Source organism: Baekduia sp., from assembly GCF_035318805.1.
In the GTDB taxonomy this organism is placed as follows: domain Bacteria; phylum Actinomycetota; class Thermoleophilia; order Solirubrobacterales; family Solirubrobacteraceae; genus Baekduia.
Window position 1 is genome coordinate 1 of record NZ_DATHDY010000009.1, and the last position, 19,919, is coordinate 19,919.

The following is a 19,919-nucleotide window of genomic DNA, read 5'->3' on the forward strand; positions in this document are numbered from 1 at the left end:
TGTGCCACTCACCGCGGCCCCACCGCGCCAACAGGCCCACCCCACCCCGCGGCACCATCGACGCCCCGGGTGGGCCCGAACACCGCGGCCCCACCGCGCCAAACAGGCCCACCCCGCCCCGCGGCACCATCGACGCCCAGGTGGGCCCGAACACCGCGGCCCCGCCGCGCCAAACAGGCCCACCCCCCGCCCCCCAGCGCCGGCGGCCCACACGGCGCCTGGGCGAGACCGACCAACGCCCGCGGCCCACCCGCCGTCGTCGCCGACAGACCACGCGTCGCACCGCGATGCACGCGCCGAGCGGAACGTCACCGACGCCGGCGCCAGCCCATCACCAGCCGTGGAACAACCCATCTCGGCAGGGTGGTGGCGCGGACGGCGATGGTGGCCATGGTCGGAGGCTTAGGCCGACCCGACGCGCCGGCCAGGGGGCGTCCGGGAGCCGCGGGAGAAGCGTGTCTCGTCGCGGGCCGGCGCCGCGGGGAGCCCGGCGATCAGGCGCTCGGCCTCGTCGGCGACCTCCTCGTCGGCGAGCAGGTCGTAGTGGTCGGCCTGCAGCGCGCCGATCGACGCGAAGTCGCGGCGGCCACCGGTGAGCAGGTGCGCGATCAGGCCGAACAGCGCACCGACCAGCGCGCCGAACCAGAAGCCGTCGAGGATCAGCCAGCCGCGGGCGACCACGGGGTCGGTCCAGTCGAACACGGTGAACAGCCAGCCGATCAGCAGGCCCGCCAGCGCACCCGACAGCGCGCCGTTGAGCACCGCGCGGCCCAGGGTCATCCTGCCGATCACCTGCTCGACGAGCTTGAGGTCGCGGCCCACGATCGAGACGCGCTCGACCGGGAACTTCTGGTCGGCGAGGTAGTCGACGGCCCGTTCGGCGTCGGCGTAGTTGTCGTAGCTGGCGACGGTGCGGCGCGCGCGGACGGGGCCGCGGTCGCCGGGGGTCTGGCTGCTCATCATGCATGCCTCCTGGTACTCGAGGGCGGACTCCCCATCGGAGGTAGGGCGCGGAGGCACGCCGTCAATCCGCGTGCGCCGCTCGCCCGGGCATGACGCCCTGCGAGGCAGGCCGCAGAGCGGGCCGACAAACCCGGCGCGCGGCGGTGCTCAGCGGGCGTCGCCCAGCGCCGCGGCGACCGCACGGCGCGAGCGCACCCCGAGCTTGACGAACGCGTTGGCGAGATGGCTCTCCACCGTCTTCTCGCTGAGGAAGAGCGCCGCCGCGACGGCGCGGTTGGTGCGGCCGGCGGCGACGAGCCGCGCGACCTCCAGCTCGCGGCCGGTGAGCGCCGCGGCGCCGCGGGCGTCCGGCCGCCCTCGCCGGCCCGCGCGGTTCACCCGCCGCCCGATGCGCCGCAGCTCGCGCACCGCCTCGCCGCGCAGGTGCTCGGACCCGCAGGCCTGCAGCAGCGCCTCGGCCTCGCGGAGCTGCGTCGCGCCGCCGTCACGATCGCCGGCCGCCGCCAGCGCGCGGCCGGCCAGGATCCGGGAGCGCGCGGTCTCGACGGGCAGGCCCAGCGTCTCGGTGGCGTCCGCGGCGGCGAGCGCGAGGACGGCCGCCCGCGCGGGCTCGCCGCTCGCGTGCAGGACCTCGGCCTCGGCGCGGTCCGCCATGGCGTGCGCGAGCGGGAGGTCGCCGGCGGCGGCCCGGGCGCGTCCGGCCCACGCGGCCGCCGCGTCCTGCCGTCCGCGCAGCAGCTCCGCGCGCGTCAGCAGCTCGTAGCAGGCGGCGCGCTGGCCGGGGAAGAACCGCGGCAGCTCGGGTCCGCCCTGGAGCTCCAGGAGCACCGCCACCGCTCGGGTCCCCTCACCGGTCGCCACGAGCGCGGAGGCCAGGGCCGAGCCGACCCCCGCGACGATCGACGACGGCTCGAGCGCCGCCGCGGCCGCGGCCGCCTCATCCCCCGCCCGGACCGCGGCGGCGGGGTCGCCGGCCGCTTCGAGGACGGTCGTCTGGGCGAACAGCGCCCAGACCAGCGTCTGCGGGCTGCCCAGCAGGCGGGCGTCCTCGACGGCGCCGTCGGCGACGTCGAGCGCCTCCGCGAGCCGCCCGCGCGCGCCGAGCGCGAGGGCCTCGCCGACCATCAGCTCGATGAGCAGGATCGCGCTGCCCGCCGCGCGCGCCACCTCGGTCCCGCGGGTGAAGTGCTCGAGCGCCGCGTCGCAGGACCCCAGGAAGTACTCCGCCCACCCGAGGTAGAGCAGCATCTCCAGGCGGCCGCGCAGCGCGGCGTCGTCCACGCGGGCGACGAGCTCGGCGGCACGCCCGCAGGAGTCGCCGGCCGCCGCGAACGCGCCGACCGAGTAGTCCGCCATGGCCAGCGCGGCCGTCGCGGCCGCGCACAGGACCGTGTCGCCGAGCGCCGTCGCGTCCTCCAGCGCCTCGACGGCGTGCAGGCGCATGGCCGGGAAGTCGGACCGCAGCGACGCGTGCGCGGTCAGCTCCAGCCGCAGCATGACGCCGTCGCGCGCCGCGGGGTCGTCCAGGGCGATCACCAGCCGGGCGCGCGCGCCGTCGTGGTCGCCGAGGATGCGGTCCAGCGCCGCGCACTGCACCGTGATCGCGAGGCGGGCGGCGGCCTCGGAGGCCGGCAGCGACGCCTGGACCTCGAGCAGCACCGCCCGGCTGTCGGCGAAGCGCCCGGCGGCGGCCAGGGCGCCGGCCAGCGCGGACAGGACGGCGGGCCGGCGGCCTTCGGGATCGGCGGACTGGCCGAGCAGCCGGCGCGCCGCGGTCAGCCAGCGCGCGGCGGTCTGCGGAGCGCTGCCGAGGACCTCGGCCCCGGCGCGCACGAGGAGGTCGACGGCCGCGCCGTCGCCCGGTCGCGCGGACTGCTCGACGTGGTGCGCGAGCGCGGCGGGCACCGCGCCCCCGGCGGTCAACAGCGCGGCGGCGCGCGCGTGGGCGCTCAGCTGCCGCCCCGCGCTGGTCGTCTCGTACACGGTGCGCCGGACCAGCGGGTGGCGGAACCGGAACGCCTGTGGCGCCTCCGTGCGGCGCACGAGGTCGGCCGACAGCAGCTCGTCGAGCGCCGCGTGGGCCGCGGGCGCCGGCAGCTCGGCCAGCTCACCGGCGAACCCGACGTCGAACGGATCGCCCGCCACGGCCGCCGCCTCGAGCAGCCGCCGCGAGGTCGCCGTCAGCGGCCGGGTCTCGCCGACGAGCGCCTCGCGGACGGCGAGCGGCACGTCGCCGCGCGGCGCCTCGGCGTGCGCGGAGGAGACCGCGGCGCCCGGCACCGCCGCGCGCGTCAGCTCGCGCAGATGGAACGGGTTGCCTCCGCTCTCGGTCCGGATCCAGCGGCGCGTCGCCTCGGGCAGCGTCGGGGGCACGAGCTGCTCGGCCTCGCCGTCGGCGAGGGGCGCCAGCGCGATCCGCTTCGTCAGCCCCTCGCCGGCGGCCTCCAGGAACGGCGGGCCCAGCGCCGACCCGACCTGGTGCGGCCGATAGGCGACGGCCAGCAGCATGCGGGCCGCCGGCCGGCGCCGCACGAGCGAGGCCAGCAGCGCGGCGGAGGCCGGATCGGCCCAGTGCACGTCGTCGAAGGCGAGCACGAGCCCGCGCCGCGCGGCGATGTGCTCCAGCAGCGCGCCGAACGCGCGGTGCAGCCGGTGACGCTCCGGTCCCGCCGCGACCGCGACCGCGTGCCGCTCAACCGACGGGAGGATCGTCGCCAGCCACGCGCGGTGCTCGGCGTCCAGGGACGACACGTCGCCGGTGCGCTCCAGATAGGGGTCCAGCGCCGCGACGAAGAGCCCGAACGGGACGTCGCGCTCGAACTCCGAGCAGCGCGCCTCCAGCACGAGGGCGCCGCGCGCGCCCGCGGTCTGCGCCAGGCGCGCGAGGAGCGTCGTCTTGCCGATGCCGGGCTCCCCCACCAGCTCGACCGCCGTCGGGCCCCGCGACGTGAACGCGCCGTCGAGCACCGCGCCCAGCGTCGCCAGCTCGTGCCGGCGGCCGACGAGCTGGGGCGCGTCGAGACCTGAGGGCGCGAGCGGCACGGTGGCGCGCGACTATACGCGCGCCCGCCCGCCATGGGACCGTCCTGGCCTCTAGCGCCGCCTCACCGGCTCTTCTTCTTGACGACCTTCTTGGCCCGCGGCACCGTCCGGTTGAACCGCGCGGTCGTCCCGACCACCTGCGCGGTGGACGTGCCCGTGATCTTGATCACCAACTTGGTCCCCGCCGCGGGCAGCGGGAACCAGGTGGTCGATCCACGAACGATCCGGGTGATCTCCAGCCCGGTGCTGCTGTGGATGTCGACCTGCTGGCGCGCCGCGAACCGGCCGCCGCGCCAGCGCAGCGTCAGCCGCGAGCCCGAGCGCTTGACGGTCAGCTTCGTCGCCCGCGCCGGGCGCGGCGGGCGCGGAGCGGTGTAGCTGCCGAGCACCATGCGAGCGCTCAGGTAGCCGTCGGGGGCGGTGATGATCGCCTGGATCTCGCGCTTGCCGGGTGCGCCGGCGGCCGGGTGGAAGGGCAGCGTGCCCGATCCGCTCGCGTCGACGGCGCCGATGTTCCCGCCGCCGCCCCGCCCGGACTCGACGAACGCGATCTTCGACCCGGCCGGGAGGCCGCTGACCGCGTAGCGCAGCCGGCGGTCCTGGCCGGAGCCCTCGACGCGGCCGGTCACCTTCGGCGCCCTCGTGCCGCCCGCCTGGATCGCCTGCACCAGACGCGACGAGTCGGCGGCGAGCTCGACCGTCCAGCGGCCGCCGGACGGATGCGCGATGACCACTTCGGTGACGGACGTGGCCGCGTTCTTCAGCGCGGCGAACCCGGTCCCCTCGACGGCCGCGTTGCCCGAGCCGGTGTCGAGGGTCTCGCCCTTGGGACCGTGGAGGATGACGTGGGGCGGCGCGCCGGCGCCGACGAAGCCCATGACCGTGCCCGGCAGGCCGGCCGGGACGGTGATCGCGTCGGGCGCGGCCTGGGCGGCGTGCGCCCTGACGCTGCGCAGGGCGGCCGCCGACGGCTTGGTCCCCGCCAGCTTCATGAGCCCGGCGTCGTTGCCGTGCCCGCTGTCGGGGACGCGGTCGACCACCGGCAGGCCGCCCGAGCGGGCCGCGTGGGCGACGGGCGTCACGTCGCCGATCACGACGTCGCCCGACAGGGCGTGCTTGATGACGACCTTGTAGTCGGCCACGTCGCAGCCGAAGAAGTACAACGTGGGTCCGTGGCCCCACTTGGCGCCCGCCCCCGGCCGCCACGTGCCCAAAAAGGTCTTGAAGTACAGGCACGCGGCGATGCCCTTGCTGGAGACCAGGAGGTTCGCGCCGGTGGTGAAGTCCAGCGGCACGACGGTGATCATCGCGTGGGCCTGCGCGTTGAACTGCTTCTTGAAGTACTCGAAGTCGAAGCCGAGCGACCATTTCACCCACGGGCTGTTGCCCTTCGGATAGCCGCCCTCGACCGCCGCGCTGAGGTGCACATAGCCCTCGGTGGTGAACTCCGCGGCGACGGTGGCCTCCAGCAGCTTGGCCACCGTGACCTTGCCCTGGAAGAAGAACAGGTTGGGGTACGGGTCGGCGTAGCGCGCGAAGCCGAACTTCACGTCGCCGTCCAGCAGCTCGGCGACGCTGAGCCCGATGTGCCCGCACAACGCGAACTTCGGCACGGGGTAGTTCAGGAAGGTCTTGTGGAACAGGCCGCCCCAGTCGAGCTCGGGATGGCTCAGCACGAGCGGCCGGAGCTGCGGGAGGTAGTAGTCGAGCGCCTTGTAGGTGTCGTACGGCGTCGTCTCGACGAGGCCCACGGTCTTGATGCAGTCGGGGTTGGCCGCCACCTTCGGACCGAAGTCGAGGTGCAGGCCGAGCGACGTGATGATGATCGGCGTCGGCGTGGGCAGCGCGCCCTGCAGCTCGAGGTCGAGGCTCTTGACCTTGCCCGCGACGATGACGAGCTTGCCCTTGACCTTGGTCGGGATCGGGTACGGGATCTCGGCCTCGGCCTGGATGTTCCAGGTGCCCGCGCCGTCGAAGCTGATGTGGACCGGGCCCAGCGTGATGACGCCGAGCGGGATCTTGTCCACGTCGAAGCTGAACGCGCCCGCCGCGGCGGCCGACGCGGTCGGGCCGAACGTCAGGTGCTGGGGCTTGCTCGGCGTCTTGCCCAGCAGCTCGGGCGGGGTGCCGGGCAGGATGTCGAGCGTCGAGCTGCCGTCGGTCTGCATCTCGGGCTGGCCGACGATCTTCAGCGGCAGGCCGGCGATGCCGGCGTCGGCGTCGGCGTGGAAGCCCCAGATCAGGTTGCCCGAGAGGCCCCACGAGATCGCGCCGTCGTGGAACGCGAGGTCGACGCCGCCCTTCGAGGTGGCCTCGACGTGGACCTTCGGGGCGATCAGCTGCGCGACGGTGGTCTCGCCCTCGGTGTAGATGGTGCCCTTGGGCCCGCTCTTGGACGTGAGCTTGCGCTTCCACGTCAGGACGGCCTTGGACGTCCCGACCGTGTCGACGTAGATGCCGTTGACGCGGAAGTGCCCGTCGGTCGTGTACTCGGTGATCCGGTAGCCGCCGCCCTGGGTGGTGACTCCGTGGAAGCAGCCGGCGCCGGCCTGCGACGTGCCCTGGGTGACGATGCGGGCGCGACCGATCTTGATGACGGGGTTCTGGATGCACGGCGCCTGGGCGACGGTCAGCGTCTCCTGCTCGACGCCGGTGGAGCCCTCGTCGTCGGTGACGCGCACGCCGATCTTCGCCGGCCCGTCGTGGCCGAAGGTCGCCGTCGCGTGCGCGGTCGATCCCGTGCCGGTCTCGTAGGAGCCGTTGCCGTCGAGGTCCCATTCGTACTTGACGACGCTGCCGTCGGGATCGACGGCGGCGGCACCGACGGTGAACGCCTTGCCGGCCACCGGCGGCGTGCCCGGGTTGGTGAAGCTCGCCACCGGCGGCAGGTCGGCCTGGACCTGCAGCGTCGCGCCGCTGGTCCCGACGAGCCCGTCCTCGTCGGTGACGCGCAGCAGGACGCCGACGTAGCCGGCCTGGGTGTAGGTCTTGGTGGCGGTCGGGCCGGTGTGGTCGGTGGTCCCGTCGCCGTCGAGGTCCCAGTCGTAGCTGACGATGTGGCCGTCGGCGTCGTTGGAGGCGCTCGCGTCGAACGTCACGGTCTGCCCCGGGCGGATCACGCGCCCCGGGACGGCCTGCGGCCAGCTGGCCGAGATCGCGCCGTGCGGCGCGCTGGCGTCTCCGCCCAGGCGCAGGATCGCGCCGCGGGCCGGGGTGGTCGAGACGATCGTTCCGGCCACGAGCAGGTTGCCGCCGGCGGTCAGCGCGACCGCGCCGGCCTGGTCGCTGCCGACGTCGCCCACTGCGAGGTTGGCGGCGTTCGCGCCGGTCGCGTTGCCCGGGTTGAGGCTCGTGTCGGCGCTGCCGTCGGCGTGGTAGCCCGCGAGCGCCATCTGGGTCGTGAAGCCGACGTCCATCCGGCCCGCGATCACGAACCCGCCGTCGGGCTGCATCACCAGGTCGTTGAGGTCGGTGACGTGCGAGGGGCTGATGTCCTGCGTCCGGGTCCCGGCCGGCGTGCCCGAGGGCGAGAAGGTGGTGTCCAGCGCGCCCGTGGCCGTCAGCCGGACCAGGGCCACGAGGTGGGTCGTCGGGCCGGTCGTGCTCCGGGTCGTCGCGGCGACGAGCACGCGTCCGTCGTCGCCGAGGTGCATGCGGCGGCCCTCGGCGTCGGTGATCGCGGGATCGGGTCCGGCGACGTCGGTCGCCGTGTAGCCCGCGCCGCTGACGCCGTAGCCGGCATCGAGCTGGCCGGCGGCGGTGAAGCGGGCGACGAGCACGCGCTGGCGCAGCGGGCCGGCGAACACACCGCCGGCCACGTAGATGCGGCCGGCGCCGTCGACCTTGACGCTGTTGAAGCCCGTGCCGGCTCCGGCGAACGTCGTGGCCGTCGAGCCGCGCTCGCCGTAGGTCTCGTCGGGCTCGCCGGCGGCGGTGACCCGCAGGACGACGCCGAAGTCCACGGTGCCAGGCGCGCGGCCCACCGCGACGATGGTCCCGCCCGGGCCGGCCGCGATCCCGCCCATCTGCGTCCCCTGGCCGCCGAAGCGGGTGGTGTAGACGCCGCCCGTGCCGAAGCCGGGGTCGAGGTGGCCGTCGGCCGTCAGGCGGGCGATGAGCAGCGAGGCGATCCCGTAGGGCGTCGCGCGCGTCGTCGCGCCGAGCACGATGCGCCCGTCGGCGAGCACGACCAGCCCGGCGGGCACGGAGCCGTCGGCCTGCCCGGGGACGATCGCGACCCCCGGAACGGCGGCGTCGGCCGCGAAGGTCTGGTCGAGCTGGCCGGCGGCCGTGAAGCGCGCGACCGCGGCGCGGTCGCCCGTGGTCTGGCCGGCCGCCAGGAAGCGCCCGTCGGGCAGCACCGACAGCACCTTCCACCGGCTCCCGTGGTCGTCGGCGCTCGCGATCAGGCCGCTGGTGCCGAACGTCGTGTCGCGGTCGAAGACCCCCGCGCTCGCGGCCGGCGCGGTCGCGAGCAGCACGCCGGCCACGAGGGTGAGCAGGGCGTGCAGGACTGCAGCGCGGGCGCGCCGGGACGAAATCGAGGCCATTGGGTCGATCGTCGGCATCGGCGCGACCCGGCACAACCGCTCCATCCCTGAACCGCTCCCTGAACCGAGGGCTCGGAGGGTGTCCGCGGGCGCGACCTCGACAGCCACCTCCGGGAGATCACGTGGACGAGCCCCGAGGCCGCCGAGCAGGAGCCGCCCGGCCTGGCCGGGACCGCCGGAGCGGTCGCCGCTGCGACGCGCCGGTCCCGTTCCTGCCGAGCGAGAGCGGCACATCGACGTTGACATTTAACGTGCAGGTGCCGCTCGCCCCGCGCCCCCGCCCACGGACGACCCGCGGCGCGGCGGCCACCGCTCCCGCTCGCTCTCATCAGTGATCCCAGACCACGTGCCGCACCCCGACGCCGCCGGAGCGGCGCGCCATCACGGCTCCCCCGCCCCCGCCACCGGCACCGCCACTGCACCGGTCGCGCACGCGGCTTCCAACGCCTCCGGCACGGCCGCGGCCCCCGCCGGCGGCGGGCGACAGAACGCGCACGATCGCTGCGCCGTCGGTCGATACCGCACCGGTGACGCCCAGCGTCACCGCGACCTCACGAGCACCAGCCAGCGCCACCAGCGCCCGTGCCGCCCGCTCCGGCTCGTCCTCGCCCGTCAGCGCCGCCGCCTCATCCGCGTTGGGCAGCAGCGCATCGACGCCGCCGATCCACCCAAGCACGCGCTCCGCGCCCGCCGCGCGCAGCGGCGCCGCGGAGGCCGGATCGACTCGCGCCGCGCGCGGCCAGGGCGGCCGCCGCGATGTAGAGGGCGCCCTGGATCTGGAGGGCGACGGTGAGTCCGGCCCCGGTCCCGACGAGGCCGGCGAGCAGCATCCCCAGAGCCTGGACCCCGCCGAAGACCGCGAAGAACGTGCTCATGACCCGACCGCGGACGGCATCGGCGCACTGGCTCTGCACGAGCGTCAGCAGCCCGGTCATCGCGGCCAGGCCCGGCACGCCGGCGGCGACGAAGAGCCCGACGTAGAGCGCGAAGGCGGTTGTCACCGGCGGTGCGTTCCACGTGATCAGCGACAGCACGCCGAAGGCGGCGAGCGAGACGGCCACGAGGCGTGCGGGCTCCAGGCGCCGGGCGGCGAGGCCGAGCAGCGCGCCTCCGGCCAGCGCCCCGACCGCCTGGACGCCGCGGAGGATGCCCACGTCGCTCTCGCTCCCGCCGAGGTCGCGCACGACGAACAGCACGAAGAGCACCACGAACGCGCCCTGGGCGAGGCCCGCGCAGGCGAAGACGCCTATCGTGCGGCGCAGAACCGGACTGCGCGCAACGACGCGGAGGCCGTCGCGCCACTCGTCGCCCAGGCGTGCACGAGCCCGCGGCCCGGGCGCGGCGGCGTCTCGGCGTGGTCGGGCTGTGTGCCCGCGTCCGCCCACGGCGAACAGCGCCGCGGCCGCGGCGAAGGTCGCCGCGTCGGTCAGCAGCACGGCATCGATCCCGCCCACCCCGAGGACCAGCCCACCGATCGGCCCGCCGAGCAGCCGGGCGACGCTGGAGAAGATCGCCATCAGCTGGTTGATGGCCATCCGGTCCGCCGCCGGCACGAGCGTCGCGGCCGTGACCGCGCGACACGGCTCGACGACGGTGCCGAGCACCGATTCGACGACCACCACGACGTACACGAGCCACAGGTCCGCGGCCGAGTCGACCGCGAGCAGCGGCAGCAGGCACAGCGCCTGCAACGCAGCGACCGCGGTCATCAGCCGCCACCGCCGCAGCCGGTCGACCACGACGCCGGCCAGCGGCCCGACCACGACGGTCGGCACGAGCTCGATCGCGAAGACCGTGGCGGTGAGCAGCGGCGAACCGGTGAGCTTCAGCACGTACAACGGCAGCGCGATGAACAGCATCCAGTCGCCGACCTCCGACAGCAGGCCGGCGGTCCCGAGGGCGGCGACGCCCGGGCGGCGCAGGACCCTGCGCACGGTCAGGCCGCGTCGCCGTGGTCGCCGCGGACGCCGGGGTCGGGGAACGCGCGCAAGGTCACGTGGACGATCTCGCCGCCCTCCGGCGAGCGCTTGCGGATCGGCCGCACGTACGGGCGGATCAGCGCGTCGAGCTGGTCGATCAGGGCGCGCAGCTCGTCCGGGGTGACGTCGAGCGCGTACTCGTGCGCGCCCGAGACGTCGGTCCACGCATCGGGGAGCGGATCCCGGCGGGCCAGGTAGCGGTGGAAGGCGTCGTTGGCGTGCTGGGCCGACACGCCCTCGACCGCCGTGCGAGCGAGCCGCGCGGCCGGGCCGGCGTCGCCGGAGAAGTCAAAGCCGGCGGCCGTCGCCTGCCACGGCCGCGTCCGCCCGTCTGCGGCCGCGCCCTCCGCCGGCTCGACCAGTCCGACCTTCGCCAGTGCCCGCAGGTGCCACGAGCAGTTCGACGCGCTCTCCCCCACCACGGACGCGCACTGGCTCGCCGTCCGCGGACCCGCGGAGAGGAGATGGTCGAGGATCGCGAAGCGGGCCGGGACGGCGAGGGCCGCGAGCGCCTCGGTGCCGACGACCCTGCGCGGCGGGAGATCGGATCGGTCTGAAGTGATGGCTTCAGGTTAGGCAGGCGCACCCGAGGATGTCAAGCCAGCGCTTCAGGAACCCGAGCCCGCCCGCCCGGATGGACTGACCGGCCCTGGGGTTTGGACCGGCGGGCCAATGCTCGCCGCCGGACGGGCGGCGTACGGTTGGCCCTCCTGCACCTTGCCGAAGGAGCCCCGATGTCGGTGGTCCACGACCAGCCCGCGTCGCCGTTGGGACCCAACCTCGCGATGCCGCAGACCGACGCGGCCCCGAGCACGGCGGAGGTGGTCGCCTTCGCGCGCGAGCGAGGTGTGCACCTCGTCGACCTCAAGTTCACGGACCTGCTCGGCACGTGGCAGCACTTCGCGGTCGCGGCCCGCGAGCTCGACGAAGGCCTGCTCGAGCACGGCGCCGGGTTCGACGGCTCGTCGATCCGGGGCTTCCAGGAGATCAACGAGTCCGACATGCTGCTCGTCCCCGACCGGTCGACCGCCTGCCTGGACCCGTTCCACGAGTTCCCGACGCTGTCGCTGATCTGCGACGTACGCGACCCGATCACCGGCGACGCCTACAGCCGCGACCCGCGCCACGTGGCGCGCAAGGCCGAGGCGTACCTGAAGTCGACCGGCATCGCCGACACCGCGTTCTTCGGCCCCGAGGCCGAGTTCTACATCTTCGATCACGTCGCCTACGGCCAGGAGGCCAACCGCGGGTTCTACGAGGTCGACTCCCCCGAGGGCTTCTGGAACGCCGGGCTCGGATTCGGACGCAACGGCAGCGGCGCCGCCGCCAACCTCGGCTATCGCAACCGCTCCCAGCAGGGCTACTTCCCGGCGGCGCCGCTCGACACGCTGTCGGATCTGCGCGGCCGTATGGCGCTGACGCTGGAGCGGCTGGGCGTCGAGGTCGAGGTCCACCATCACGAGGTCGGCGGCCCCGGGCAGGCCGAGATCGACCTCCGCTTCCAGCCGCTGCTGCACATGGCCGACAGCATGCAGTTGTACAAGTACGTTGCGCGCAACGTCGCGCGGCAGGCCGGGAAGGTCGCGACCTTCATGCCCAAGCCGATCTTCGAGGAGAACGGCTCGGGCATGCACACCCACATGTCGCTGTGGAAGGACGGCGAGACGATCATGCACGACCCCGACGGCTACGGGCTGCTGTCGGAGAGCGCGCGCCACTACGTCGGCGGCCTCCTCGCCCACGCGCCCGCGCTGCTGGCGTTCTGCGCGCCCACCACGAACTCCTACAAGCGCCTGGTGCCGGGCTACGAGGCGCCCGTCAGCCTGCTCTACTCGCAGCGCAACCGCTCCGCCGCCGTGCGCGTGCCCGTGTACTTCAGCTCGCCGAGGGCCAAGCGCGTCGAGTTCCGCTCGCCGGATCCGAGCGCGAACCCCTACCTCGCGTTCGCGGCGCTCCTGCTGGCCGGCCTGGACGGCGTGCAGCGCGGCATCGAGCCGCCGCCGCCCGTCGACGAGAACCTCTACGACCTCCCGCCGCAGCGGCGGGCGGGCATCCAGCAGGTCCCGACGTCACTGGACCGCGTGCTCGACGCCCTGGAGGACGACCACCGGTTCCTGCTCGCCGGCGACGTCTTCACGCCCGACCTCCTCGACGCCTACGCCGCCCACAAGCGCGACGAGATCGACGCGGTGCACCTGCGCCCGCACCCGTTCGAGTTCGCGCTCTACCTCGATGCGTGAGCCGCCCGGCGCGTCAGTTGCACACGACGCAACGGCCCTGCGCGCAGGAGCACACCGGGATCTCGGCACCGGCGCGGCCCGGGCGCCAGCGGCGGACCCACGCGAGCGCGGTGGGGTCCCGGCGGTCCTGGGAGCCGCCCGGCCAGCACGTGCGCTGCATGAACGCGACCAGGTGCTGCGACTCGGATTCCGTGCGTCCGGCGATGGCGGCGATGTGCCGGCGGGGGTCGTCGATCATGATCGACCGGGTTGTACCGGTTCGGATGATGGACGTGGCCCCCGCCCGAGCGCCTTAGGGGCCGTGCATCACGCCCGCTGGGGCACCTTCGAGATCGCCTCCTGGTAGAGCCCCATCATGCGCGCGACGCCCTCGTTGGCGTACCCGTCGATGTGGCGGATCCGGTCCACGCAGAGCTCGGCGTCCAGCATGTTGCGGAGGAACTCCTCGTCCTCGCGGACCGCGGCGATCTGCTGCGCGGTCCCATGCACCTCGAGGTAGCCGCCGAGGTCGCCGTTCGGGCTCAGCAGCACCGCGTCGAACTTCTCGATGCGGCCGTCCTGCTGCATCCGGCCGAGGATGCCCAGCGCATCGTTGAACACCTCGAGCCCCCGCTCTTCGGCCCCCCGGACGGTCTGGCCCCAGGAGATGAACAGCAGACGATCGGCCATGACGACTCCCTTAGCTCGTGGCCCGGCCCGGTCAGCCGGGCGCGTCCTGCCGACTGTCTCACCATCGCGCCCGCTGGGCAACGCTCGGAGGTCCCGGCGGGGCTCGATCAGGATTTGGAATGGCGCCCAAGCGCTGATGTCGGAGGAGTACGCTGGCGGCCGAGGACTGCGTGTATGTCGGCTCGTCCGAACATCGCCCAGCGAGCAGCAAGATGGAGTGCCGAGCACCGGCGCGTGGCGATCTTCGGCTGGCTCGCCCTCGTGGTCGCCAGCGTGCTGATCGGCAACGCTGCCGGCACGAAGCACATCGCCGACGAAGACCTCGGCAACGGCCAGTCACGTCAGGGCGACCAGATCCTCGCCGACGCAGGCTTCAGCGACCGCGCCAGCGAGGAGGTGCTCATCCAGGCCCAGAGGCGCGGGCTGACGGCGCAGGATCCGGCGTTCCGGGCGGCGGTCCGCGACGTGGTGGCGCAGCTGCGCCGCTTCCCGACCGTGCTTGACGTGAAGTCGCCGCTGACGCCCGAGAACGAGGGCCAGATCTCGCGCGACCAGCGCTCGGCGCTGGTCCAGTTCGACATCCGCGGCGACTCCGAGCAGGCCAAGGACCGGGTCGGCCCGATCCTCGACGCCATCGCCCGGATCGACCAGCGCCACCCGCAGCTGCGGATCGAGGAGTTCGGCGACGCGAGCGCCGACAAGGCGCTGACCAAGGCCTTCGAGGACGACTTCCGCAAGGCCGAGACCCTGTCGCTCCCCATCACGCTGGTGATCCTGGTCGTGGCCTTCGGCGCGCTCGTGGCCGCCATGCTGCCGCTGCTGCTCGGTCTGTCGGCCGTCGTGATCACGCTCGGACTGCTGGCGCCGCTCAGCCAGATCTTCCCGGTCGACGAGGCCATCTCCTCGGTGATCCTGCTCGTCGGCCTCGCCGTCGGCGTCGACTACTCGATGTTCTACATCCGCCGCGAGCGCGACGAACGGGCGGCTGGGCGCGGCAAGGAGGCCGCGCTCGACATCGCCGCCGCGACCTCCGGGCGCGCCGTGCTGATCTCCGGGTTCACCGTGATGATCGCCATGGCCGGCATGTACATCACGGGCAACGCGACGTTCCAGTCGTTCGCGACCGGCACGATCCTCGTCGTCGCGGTCGCCGTCGCCGGCTCGCTCACCGTGCTGCCCGCGCTCCTCTCCGTGCTCGGCGACAAGATCTACCGCGGGCGCGTGCCCTTCCTCTCGCGCGTGCACCGCCAGGGCGGCGAGTCGGGGTTCTGGGCCGTCGTGGTCGCCCGGGTGCTGCGCCACCCATGGATCTCCGTCGCGGCCGCCGGTGGCCTGCTGATCGTCCTCGCCCTGCCGACGCTGCGCCTCCACACGGCGGACTCGGGAGTGCAGGGCCTGCCGCGCGACCTGCCCGTGATGCAGACCTACGACCGCATCCAGCAGGCCTTCCCCGGGGAGCCGCTGGCCGCCACCGTGGCGGTGAAGGCCGCGAACGTGCGGTCGATCCCCGTGACGGCCGCCATCCGCGAGATGCGCAACCAGGCCGTGCGGACGGGGCTGATGCGCGATCCCGTCACGATCGTCAACAGCCAGGACGGGCGGGTGGCCGCGGTCAACGTGCCGCTGGCCGGCAAGGGGACCGACGAGACGTCCAACCGCGCGCTGAAGACGCTGCGCGACGACATCGTCCCCCGCACCGTCGGGCGGCTGCCCGGCGTCGAGGCACCGGTGACCGGTCTGACCGCGGGCTCGTACGACTTCAACCAGCTGATGAAGGAGCGAGCGCCCTGGGTCTTCCTGTTCGTGCTCTCGCTGGCCTTCCTGCTGCTGCTGTTCACGTTCCGGTCGATCGTGATCCCCGCGAAGGCCATCGTCTTGAACCTGCTGTCGGTGGCCGCCTCCTACGGCGTGTTGGTGTGGATCTTCCAGGACGGCCACTTCGAGTCCCTACTCGGGTTCCAGTCGATCGGCGGGATCACGTCCTGGCTGCCGCTATTCCTGTTCGTGATCCTGTTCGGGCTCTCGATGGACTACCACGTGTTCATCCTCAGCCGCGTCCGGGAGGGCTATGACCGCGGCATGAGCACCGAGGAGGCGATCACCCACGGCATCCGCGCCACGGCCGGCGTCGTGACGAGCGCCGCGGCGGTGATGGTCGGCGTGTTCTCGATCTTCGCCACGCTCAGCTCGATCGACTTCAAGGAGATGGGCGTGGGCCTGGCGGTCGCCGTCCTCATCGACGCGACGATCGTGCGCGCGGTGCTCCTGCCGGCCAGCATGAAGCTGCTGGGCGACTGGAACTGGTACCTGCCGTCGTGGCTGGAGTGGCTGCCGCGCGTGGCTCCGGAGGCCGCGCCGCCTTCGCCGGCCGCCGTCGCGGCGGGCGCCTCCCGTCTCGCGGTCGACGTGGACCGCAGCGACGAGCAGGTCGCGCTGGCGTTCCGCGGAGAGCTCGACCTCGGCACGGCCCCGCAGTTCCGTGAGGGCCTGGCCGACGCCGAGCGCGACGGAGGGACCGTCGTCGTCGACCTGCGCAGCGTGACCTTCATCGACTCCAGCGGCGTCGGCGAGCTCCTCGGCGCCCACCAGCGCGCGCGCCGCGAGGGCCGCCGGCTGGTCATCGTGCGCCGCGACGACACACCGGTCGCCGAGGTGCTGCACATCTCGGCGCTCGATCGCAAGCTCGAAGTCACCGGGCGCTGATCGCCGCGGCGAGGCTCGCTTCCCGAAGCGAGCCTCGTGCGGGGCCTCACGATGAGACCGGCGTGACACTGTGCGCCGGACGACGGTACGCGAGACTCTGCGAATGCTCGGAAAGCCCTCACGTCGGACGCGCAGGAAGCTCGAGGCCCACGGCCGCATCGCCTCTGCGGTGGTCCTGGAGATCTCGGACAGGGGAATGGCCATCACCAACGGCAGCGAGGGGATCGTCGCGAACACCGAGGTGGCCCACAAGACACGGCTGCGGGTCGAGCCCGAAGGCGAGCCGGCCTTCGAGGTCCATCAGCGCTTCCGGTACCCGCAGCTCGCGGTGCCGGGGGTCGGATCCCATGTCTCGGTCCGCTACGACCCCGACGATCACGACAACATCATGATCGACAACTCGGAATCGGCGGTGCTGGCGACCATGTCCACCAAGACCGGCCTGGACCTGGGTGGCCTCATGTCGACGATCCGCGACACCAAGGCCGACCACCCCGGAGACCGGCAGGCGATGCAGCATGCGCTGCTGGCGTCGCTGGGGCAGGGCACCGCCGGCTTCGGCTCGCCACTGACGACCCCCGGCGCGGCCCCGTCGGGTGGCGCCGACCCGATCGGGCAGCTGGAGCGCCTCGCCGAGCTGCATGCCTCCGGCGGGCTGACCGACGCCGAGTTCTCCGCTGCGAAGGCCCGCATCCTGGCTGACGGCTGATCCGCGCGGCCAGCGGATCGGAGCATCCAGGAACGCACAGTCGACCCGCCCCCGTCAGCGCCGTCCCACCGGCTCCGCGGCGCTTGGTCGACGACCGGGCGTCAGGATCGGCACGAAGCGATGCAGGACATCGGGCGGCGGCGCCGCCCACGTCCTCGGATCGCGCACCGCGTCAGAAGACAGTGGCCCAGTCGTTCTTGATGCTGACGACGGTCCAGCCCTCCTCGGCGGCCTGCTCGAGCGCCCGCTCGGCGCCCGTCGTGTAGTCGAACTCACGCTCGGCGTCGTCGTGCAGGACGAGCAGGCGCAGGACCGGCTTGTCGGCGTGGCGGGTGAACGCGAGCATCTCGGCGTCGCCGTTGGAGTTGCCCGCCGCCAGCAGTGGCCGGCGGCCGGTGCGGCTCCAGATGCGGATCGGCTTCTGCGGGCCGTCGTCGAGGAAGTCGGCCTCGGCCTTGTGCGTGATCGTGCCGTCGGCATAGTCCAACGCGGCGCTGCTGCCGATCACGCGCTGGCGGGGGATGCCGTACAGCTCGTCGGAGATCGGGCGCATGAAGTCGCGTCCGCCGCCCGAGGCGATGTAGTTGCTGAACCCGTTCGCCGCGAGGTGCGCGAGCAGCTCCTGCATCGGCGTGTAGGCGCACTCGAGGTACGCGCGGTCGAGCGTCGGGTGGCGGGCGCTGCGCAGGAACGCCTCGGAGCGCGCCTCGAAGTCCTCCATGCTGAGGCCCTCATACGCCTTCAGGATGCCCGCGGCGAGGACCCGCACGTTGCTGTCGTCGCCCGCGTAGTGCTGTTCCATCAGCCCGCCGAGCCAGGCGCGGTCGCGCTCGTAGGCGGCCTTCCACGGCTGGCGGTCGCGCAGCTGCTCGTCGGCCTCGGCCATCTCGACCAGCCGGCGCAGGATGAAGTCGAGCTGGATCGGCATCGGCCGCTCGCACCACAGCGTGCCGTCGTTGTCGAACACCGCCACGCGGTCCTCGGCGGGGACGGCGCGCGCCGCCTCCACGAACTCGGCGACGGCCTGCTTGGCCGCGCCGTCGCGCCACGTCGAGAGGCCGGCGGCGGCGTTCGGGGAGCGTAGGCGGGTCGAGGGCACGCCGCCACGCTAGAACCGCGGGTCACGGGCGCGCATCACCCGATGCGGATGAGGACGTCGCGCACCCGGCGCGTCTAGCGTCGATCGGCGACCGAACCTCGAGGAGACCCTCATGCGCAAGCCGTTCAAGGGCATCGTCAACGTCGACATCCGCGACTCCACGATCATTCCTGCTCACCGGTCGCAACCAGGCCGCCACGCGGCGCAACTGGCCGCTGGGCCGCCGCGATGCTCGCCCGGGAGTGACCTCACAGGCCGATCAGGTCGTGTAGCCGACCTTGGACCAGTCGACCGCCTCGCCGGCGTACCAGTTGATCCCGGTCACCTCGCTGCGCGTGCTCACCTGGAAGCCGGGCTGCGCGATCCAGAGCCAAGGGGCATCGTCGGCGATGATCTCGGCACAGCGCTTGTGCTTCTCGACCCGCTGGTCCCAGGCGAGTTGGGGGCGTCCGGCCGCGGCCAGGCAGGCGTCGGCCTTGGCGCTCTTGTATCCCACCCAGTTGTTGGAGCTCTTGGATTGGTAGAAGAGCCCGAGCGCATAGGCGGGGTCCGGCGAGTCCGCCCCGCCCTGGTAGAAGAACATCGGCCGCTCGCCGGCGAAGAGCGCGTCCGGGTACTCAGACGGGGGGAGCGCCTCGAGGTCAAGCGTCACGCCGACGTCCTTGTAGGCCCTCTGCAGCTGAGCGCTCACCGGCGCTCCGAGCGGGTCTGCCGTGTTGTAGGCGAGCGTCGTCGTGAACCCGTTGCCGTGGCCGGCCTCCCGCAGCAGCCGGCGCGCCCGTCCGGGGTCGTAGGTGTACGGGTGCAGGTACGGATCGAACCCGGCGGCGTGATCGGAGAGCGGGCCGGAGGCCGGCCCGGCGAACCCGCGATAGACCTTGTCGAGGATCTCCTGGTAGGGCGTCGCGTACGACAGGGCCTGCCGGACCCGGACGTCGTCGAGCGGCGGGTACTTCGGGTTCATCGGGCATTGCGCGAGGACGTAGCCCTGGAAGTTCCACAGGCGCAAGCCGGCGCGGTTCTGCACCTGCTGCATCTCCGTGGGCGACAGGAACTGGGCGACCTGCGCGTCTCCGGCCGTCAGCGCGGCGAGCCGGTCGGGCGACGCCGGCACCTCCCGGAACGTGATCTGGTCGAGCATGGGCGGGAAGGGATGCTCATCGTGGGCCACCCAGACGACGTGGCGCCCAGGGCTGAGGTCGTCGAGCTTGAACGGACCGAAGCCCGCGTCGTGGTTCTTCAGCCAGCGCTTCGCCCACGGATCGCCGGAGGTCGCATGGGTCTTCGCCAGCTCGGAGTCGACGATCACACGCCAGAACGTGCTCATCGTGAGGAGCAGGTCCGGCCCCGGCTCCGCCAGCTCGAAGCGGACCGTGTGCTTGTCCAGGACCTTCACATCCTCCGGGCGCTCGATCGTGGAGAGGCTGTTGTAGAAGCTCGTGATGCCGTGAAGCGCGAAGCTCCGCTCGAAGGTCCACTTCACGTCCGCGGCGGTGAACTCGTTTCCCGCGTGGCTGGGCCAGCCCCTGCGCAGCGAGAACGTGTAGGTCCGCCCGCCGTTGGTGACCTCCCAGCCCTCGGCCATGCGCGGCTCGGTGATCTCCTCGAAGTTCCCGGCCTGCCAAGCGAGGTCGAAGCCGCCCTCCTCGTCGGGCGCCGGGATCTGCTTCCAGCGGGTCAGACGGTCGTTCAGGTTGAAGACGTGGTCGTACACCTCCCGGCCGAACACGAGCTCCCAGTCGAGGCTCGGCGGGGTCGTCGCCGCCGCGACGACCAACTGATTCGGCCGCGCGCCGGTGTCGCCGCAGGCCCCGAGCAGCGATCCCGCCAACGGCACCGCCACGCCCGCCGCTGCCGCGGACTTCAGGAACGACCTGCGGGTCACCGGACGGCGCAAACCGCCGGGAGGTGGACTATTCGACTGGTCCGTCATCGAGCGTCCTCTTCCTCGCGGTCATGCGACGC

The 19,919-nt window shown here is 73.3% G+C and carries 13 protein-coding genes; 3 read left to right on the forward strand and 10 right to left on the reverse strand.

Annotated elements, in window-relative coordinates:
* Window positions 1–402: 402 nt before the first annotated feature.
* The 6 genes from VK501_RS00845 to VK501_RS00870 all read right to left on the reverse strand — a co-directional run bounded on the left by VK501_RS00845 (window position 403) and on the right by VK501_RS00870 (window position 11,097).
* Window positions 403–960 (reverse strand): general stress protein, encoded by a 558-nt coding sequence (locus VK501_RS00845; RefSeq protein ID WP_324333662.1) that lies wholly within the window; start codon window positions 958–960, stop codon window positions 403–405.
* A gap of 150 nt (window positions 961–1,110) precedes the next feature.
* Entirely contained in the window at window positions 1,111–4,005 is a 2,895-nt protein-coding gene (locus VK501_RS00850) for a helix-turn-helix transcriptional regulator (protein WP_324333664.1), read from the reverse strand.
* A 62-nt stretch (window positions 4,006–4,067) separates the two neighbouring features.
* Window positions 4,068–8,555, reverse strand: a complete 4,488-nt coding sequence (locus VK501_RS00855; protein ID WP_324333665.1) for a PKD domain-containing protein — start codon at window positions 8,553–8,555, stop codon at window positions 4,068–4,070.
* 328 nt (window positions 8,556–8,883) lie between these two features.
* Window positions 8,884–9,231 carry a PfkB family carbohydrate kinase gene (locus VK501_RS00860; RefSeq protein ID WP_324333667.1) on the reverse strand — a complete coding sequence of 116 codons (348 nt, stop codon included), beginning with the start codon at window positions 9,229–9,231 and terminating at the stop codon, window positions 8,884–8,886.
* The gene (locus VK501_RS00865; protein ID WP_324333669.1) at window positions 9,182–10,489 is read right to left on the reverse strand and encodes an MFS transporter; all 1,308 of its coding nucleotides are present in this window, start codon (window positions 10,487–10,489) and stop codon (window positions 9,182–9,184) included. The genes VK501_RS00860 and VK501_RS00865 overlap by 50 nt, the downstream gene beginning before the upstream one ends.
* Window positions 10,490–10,491: 2 nt before the next feature.
* Window positions 10,492–11,097: a helix-turn-helix domain-containing protein gene (locus VK501_RS00870; RefSeq protein ID WP_324333725.1), complete on the reverse strand. Its 606-nt coding sequence runs from the start codon at window positions 11,095–11,097 to the stop codon at window positions 10,492–10,494.
* 222 nt (window positions 11,098–11,319) lie between these two features.
* Between VK501_RS00870 and glnA the strand changes: the two genes are divergently transcribed.
* Window positions 11,320–12,774: a type I glutamate--ammonia ligase gene (gene glnA / locus VK501_RS00875; RefSeq protein WP_414641034.1), complete on the forward strand. Its 1,455-nt coding sequence runs from the start codon at window positions 11,320–11,322 to the stop codon at window positions 12,772–12,774.
* Window positions 12,775–12,787: 13 nt separating this feature from the next.
* Here the strand turns inward: glnA and VK501_RS00880 are convergent, their stop codons facing one another.
* Both VK501_RS00880 and VK501_RS00885 read right to left on the reverse strand, forming a co-directional pair.
* A complete protein-coding gene (locus tag VK501_RS00880; RefSeq protein WP_324333673.1) occupies window positions 12,788–13,012 on the reverse strand; it encodes a hypothetical protein in 225 nt (74 codons plus the stop codon).
* Between the two features lie 68 nt (window positions 13,013–13,080).
* Complete coding sequence (locus tag VK501_RS00885) at window positions 13,081–13,443, reverse strand: hypothetical protein (protein ID WP_324333675.1); 363 nt, start codon at window positions 13,441–13,443, stop codon at window positions 13,081–13,083.
* Between the two features lie 174 nt (window positions 13,444–13,617).
* Here VK501_RS00885 and VK501_RS00890 point away from each other — a divergent pair, with 174 nt between their 5' ends.
* Entirely contained in the window at window positions 13,618–16,146 is a 2,529-nt protein-coding gene (locus tag VK501_RS00890) for an anti-sigma factor antagonist (protein WP_324333677.1), read from the forward strand.
* 196 nt (window positions 16,147–16,342) lie between these two features.
* Window positions 16,343–16,855, forward strand: coding sequence for an SHOCT domain-containing protein (locus VK501_RS00895; RefSeq protein ID WP_324333679.1), 513 nt, complete (start codon window positions 16,343–16,345; stop codon window positions 16,853–16,855).
* 172 nt (window positions 16,856–17,027) lie between these two features.
* On the opposite strand, the gene VK501_RS00900 is transcribed toward VK501_RS00895, so the two are convergent.
* Window positions 17,028–17,954, reverse strand: a complete 927-nt coding sequence (locus VK501_RS00900) for an HAD family hydrolase (protein WP_324333681.1) — start codon at window positions 17,952–17,954, stop codon at window positions 17,028–17,030.
* Window positions 17,955–18,213: 259 nt separating this feature from the next.
* Window positions 18,214–19,839, reverse strand: coding sequence for an ABC transporter substrate-binding protein (locus tag VK501_RS00905; protein WP_324333684.1), 1,626 nt, complete (start codon window positions 19,837–19,839; stop codon window positions 18,214–18,216).
* Window positions 19,840–19,919 lie beyond the last annotated feature (80 nt).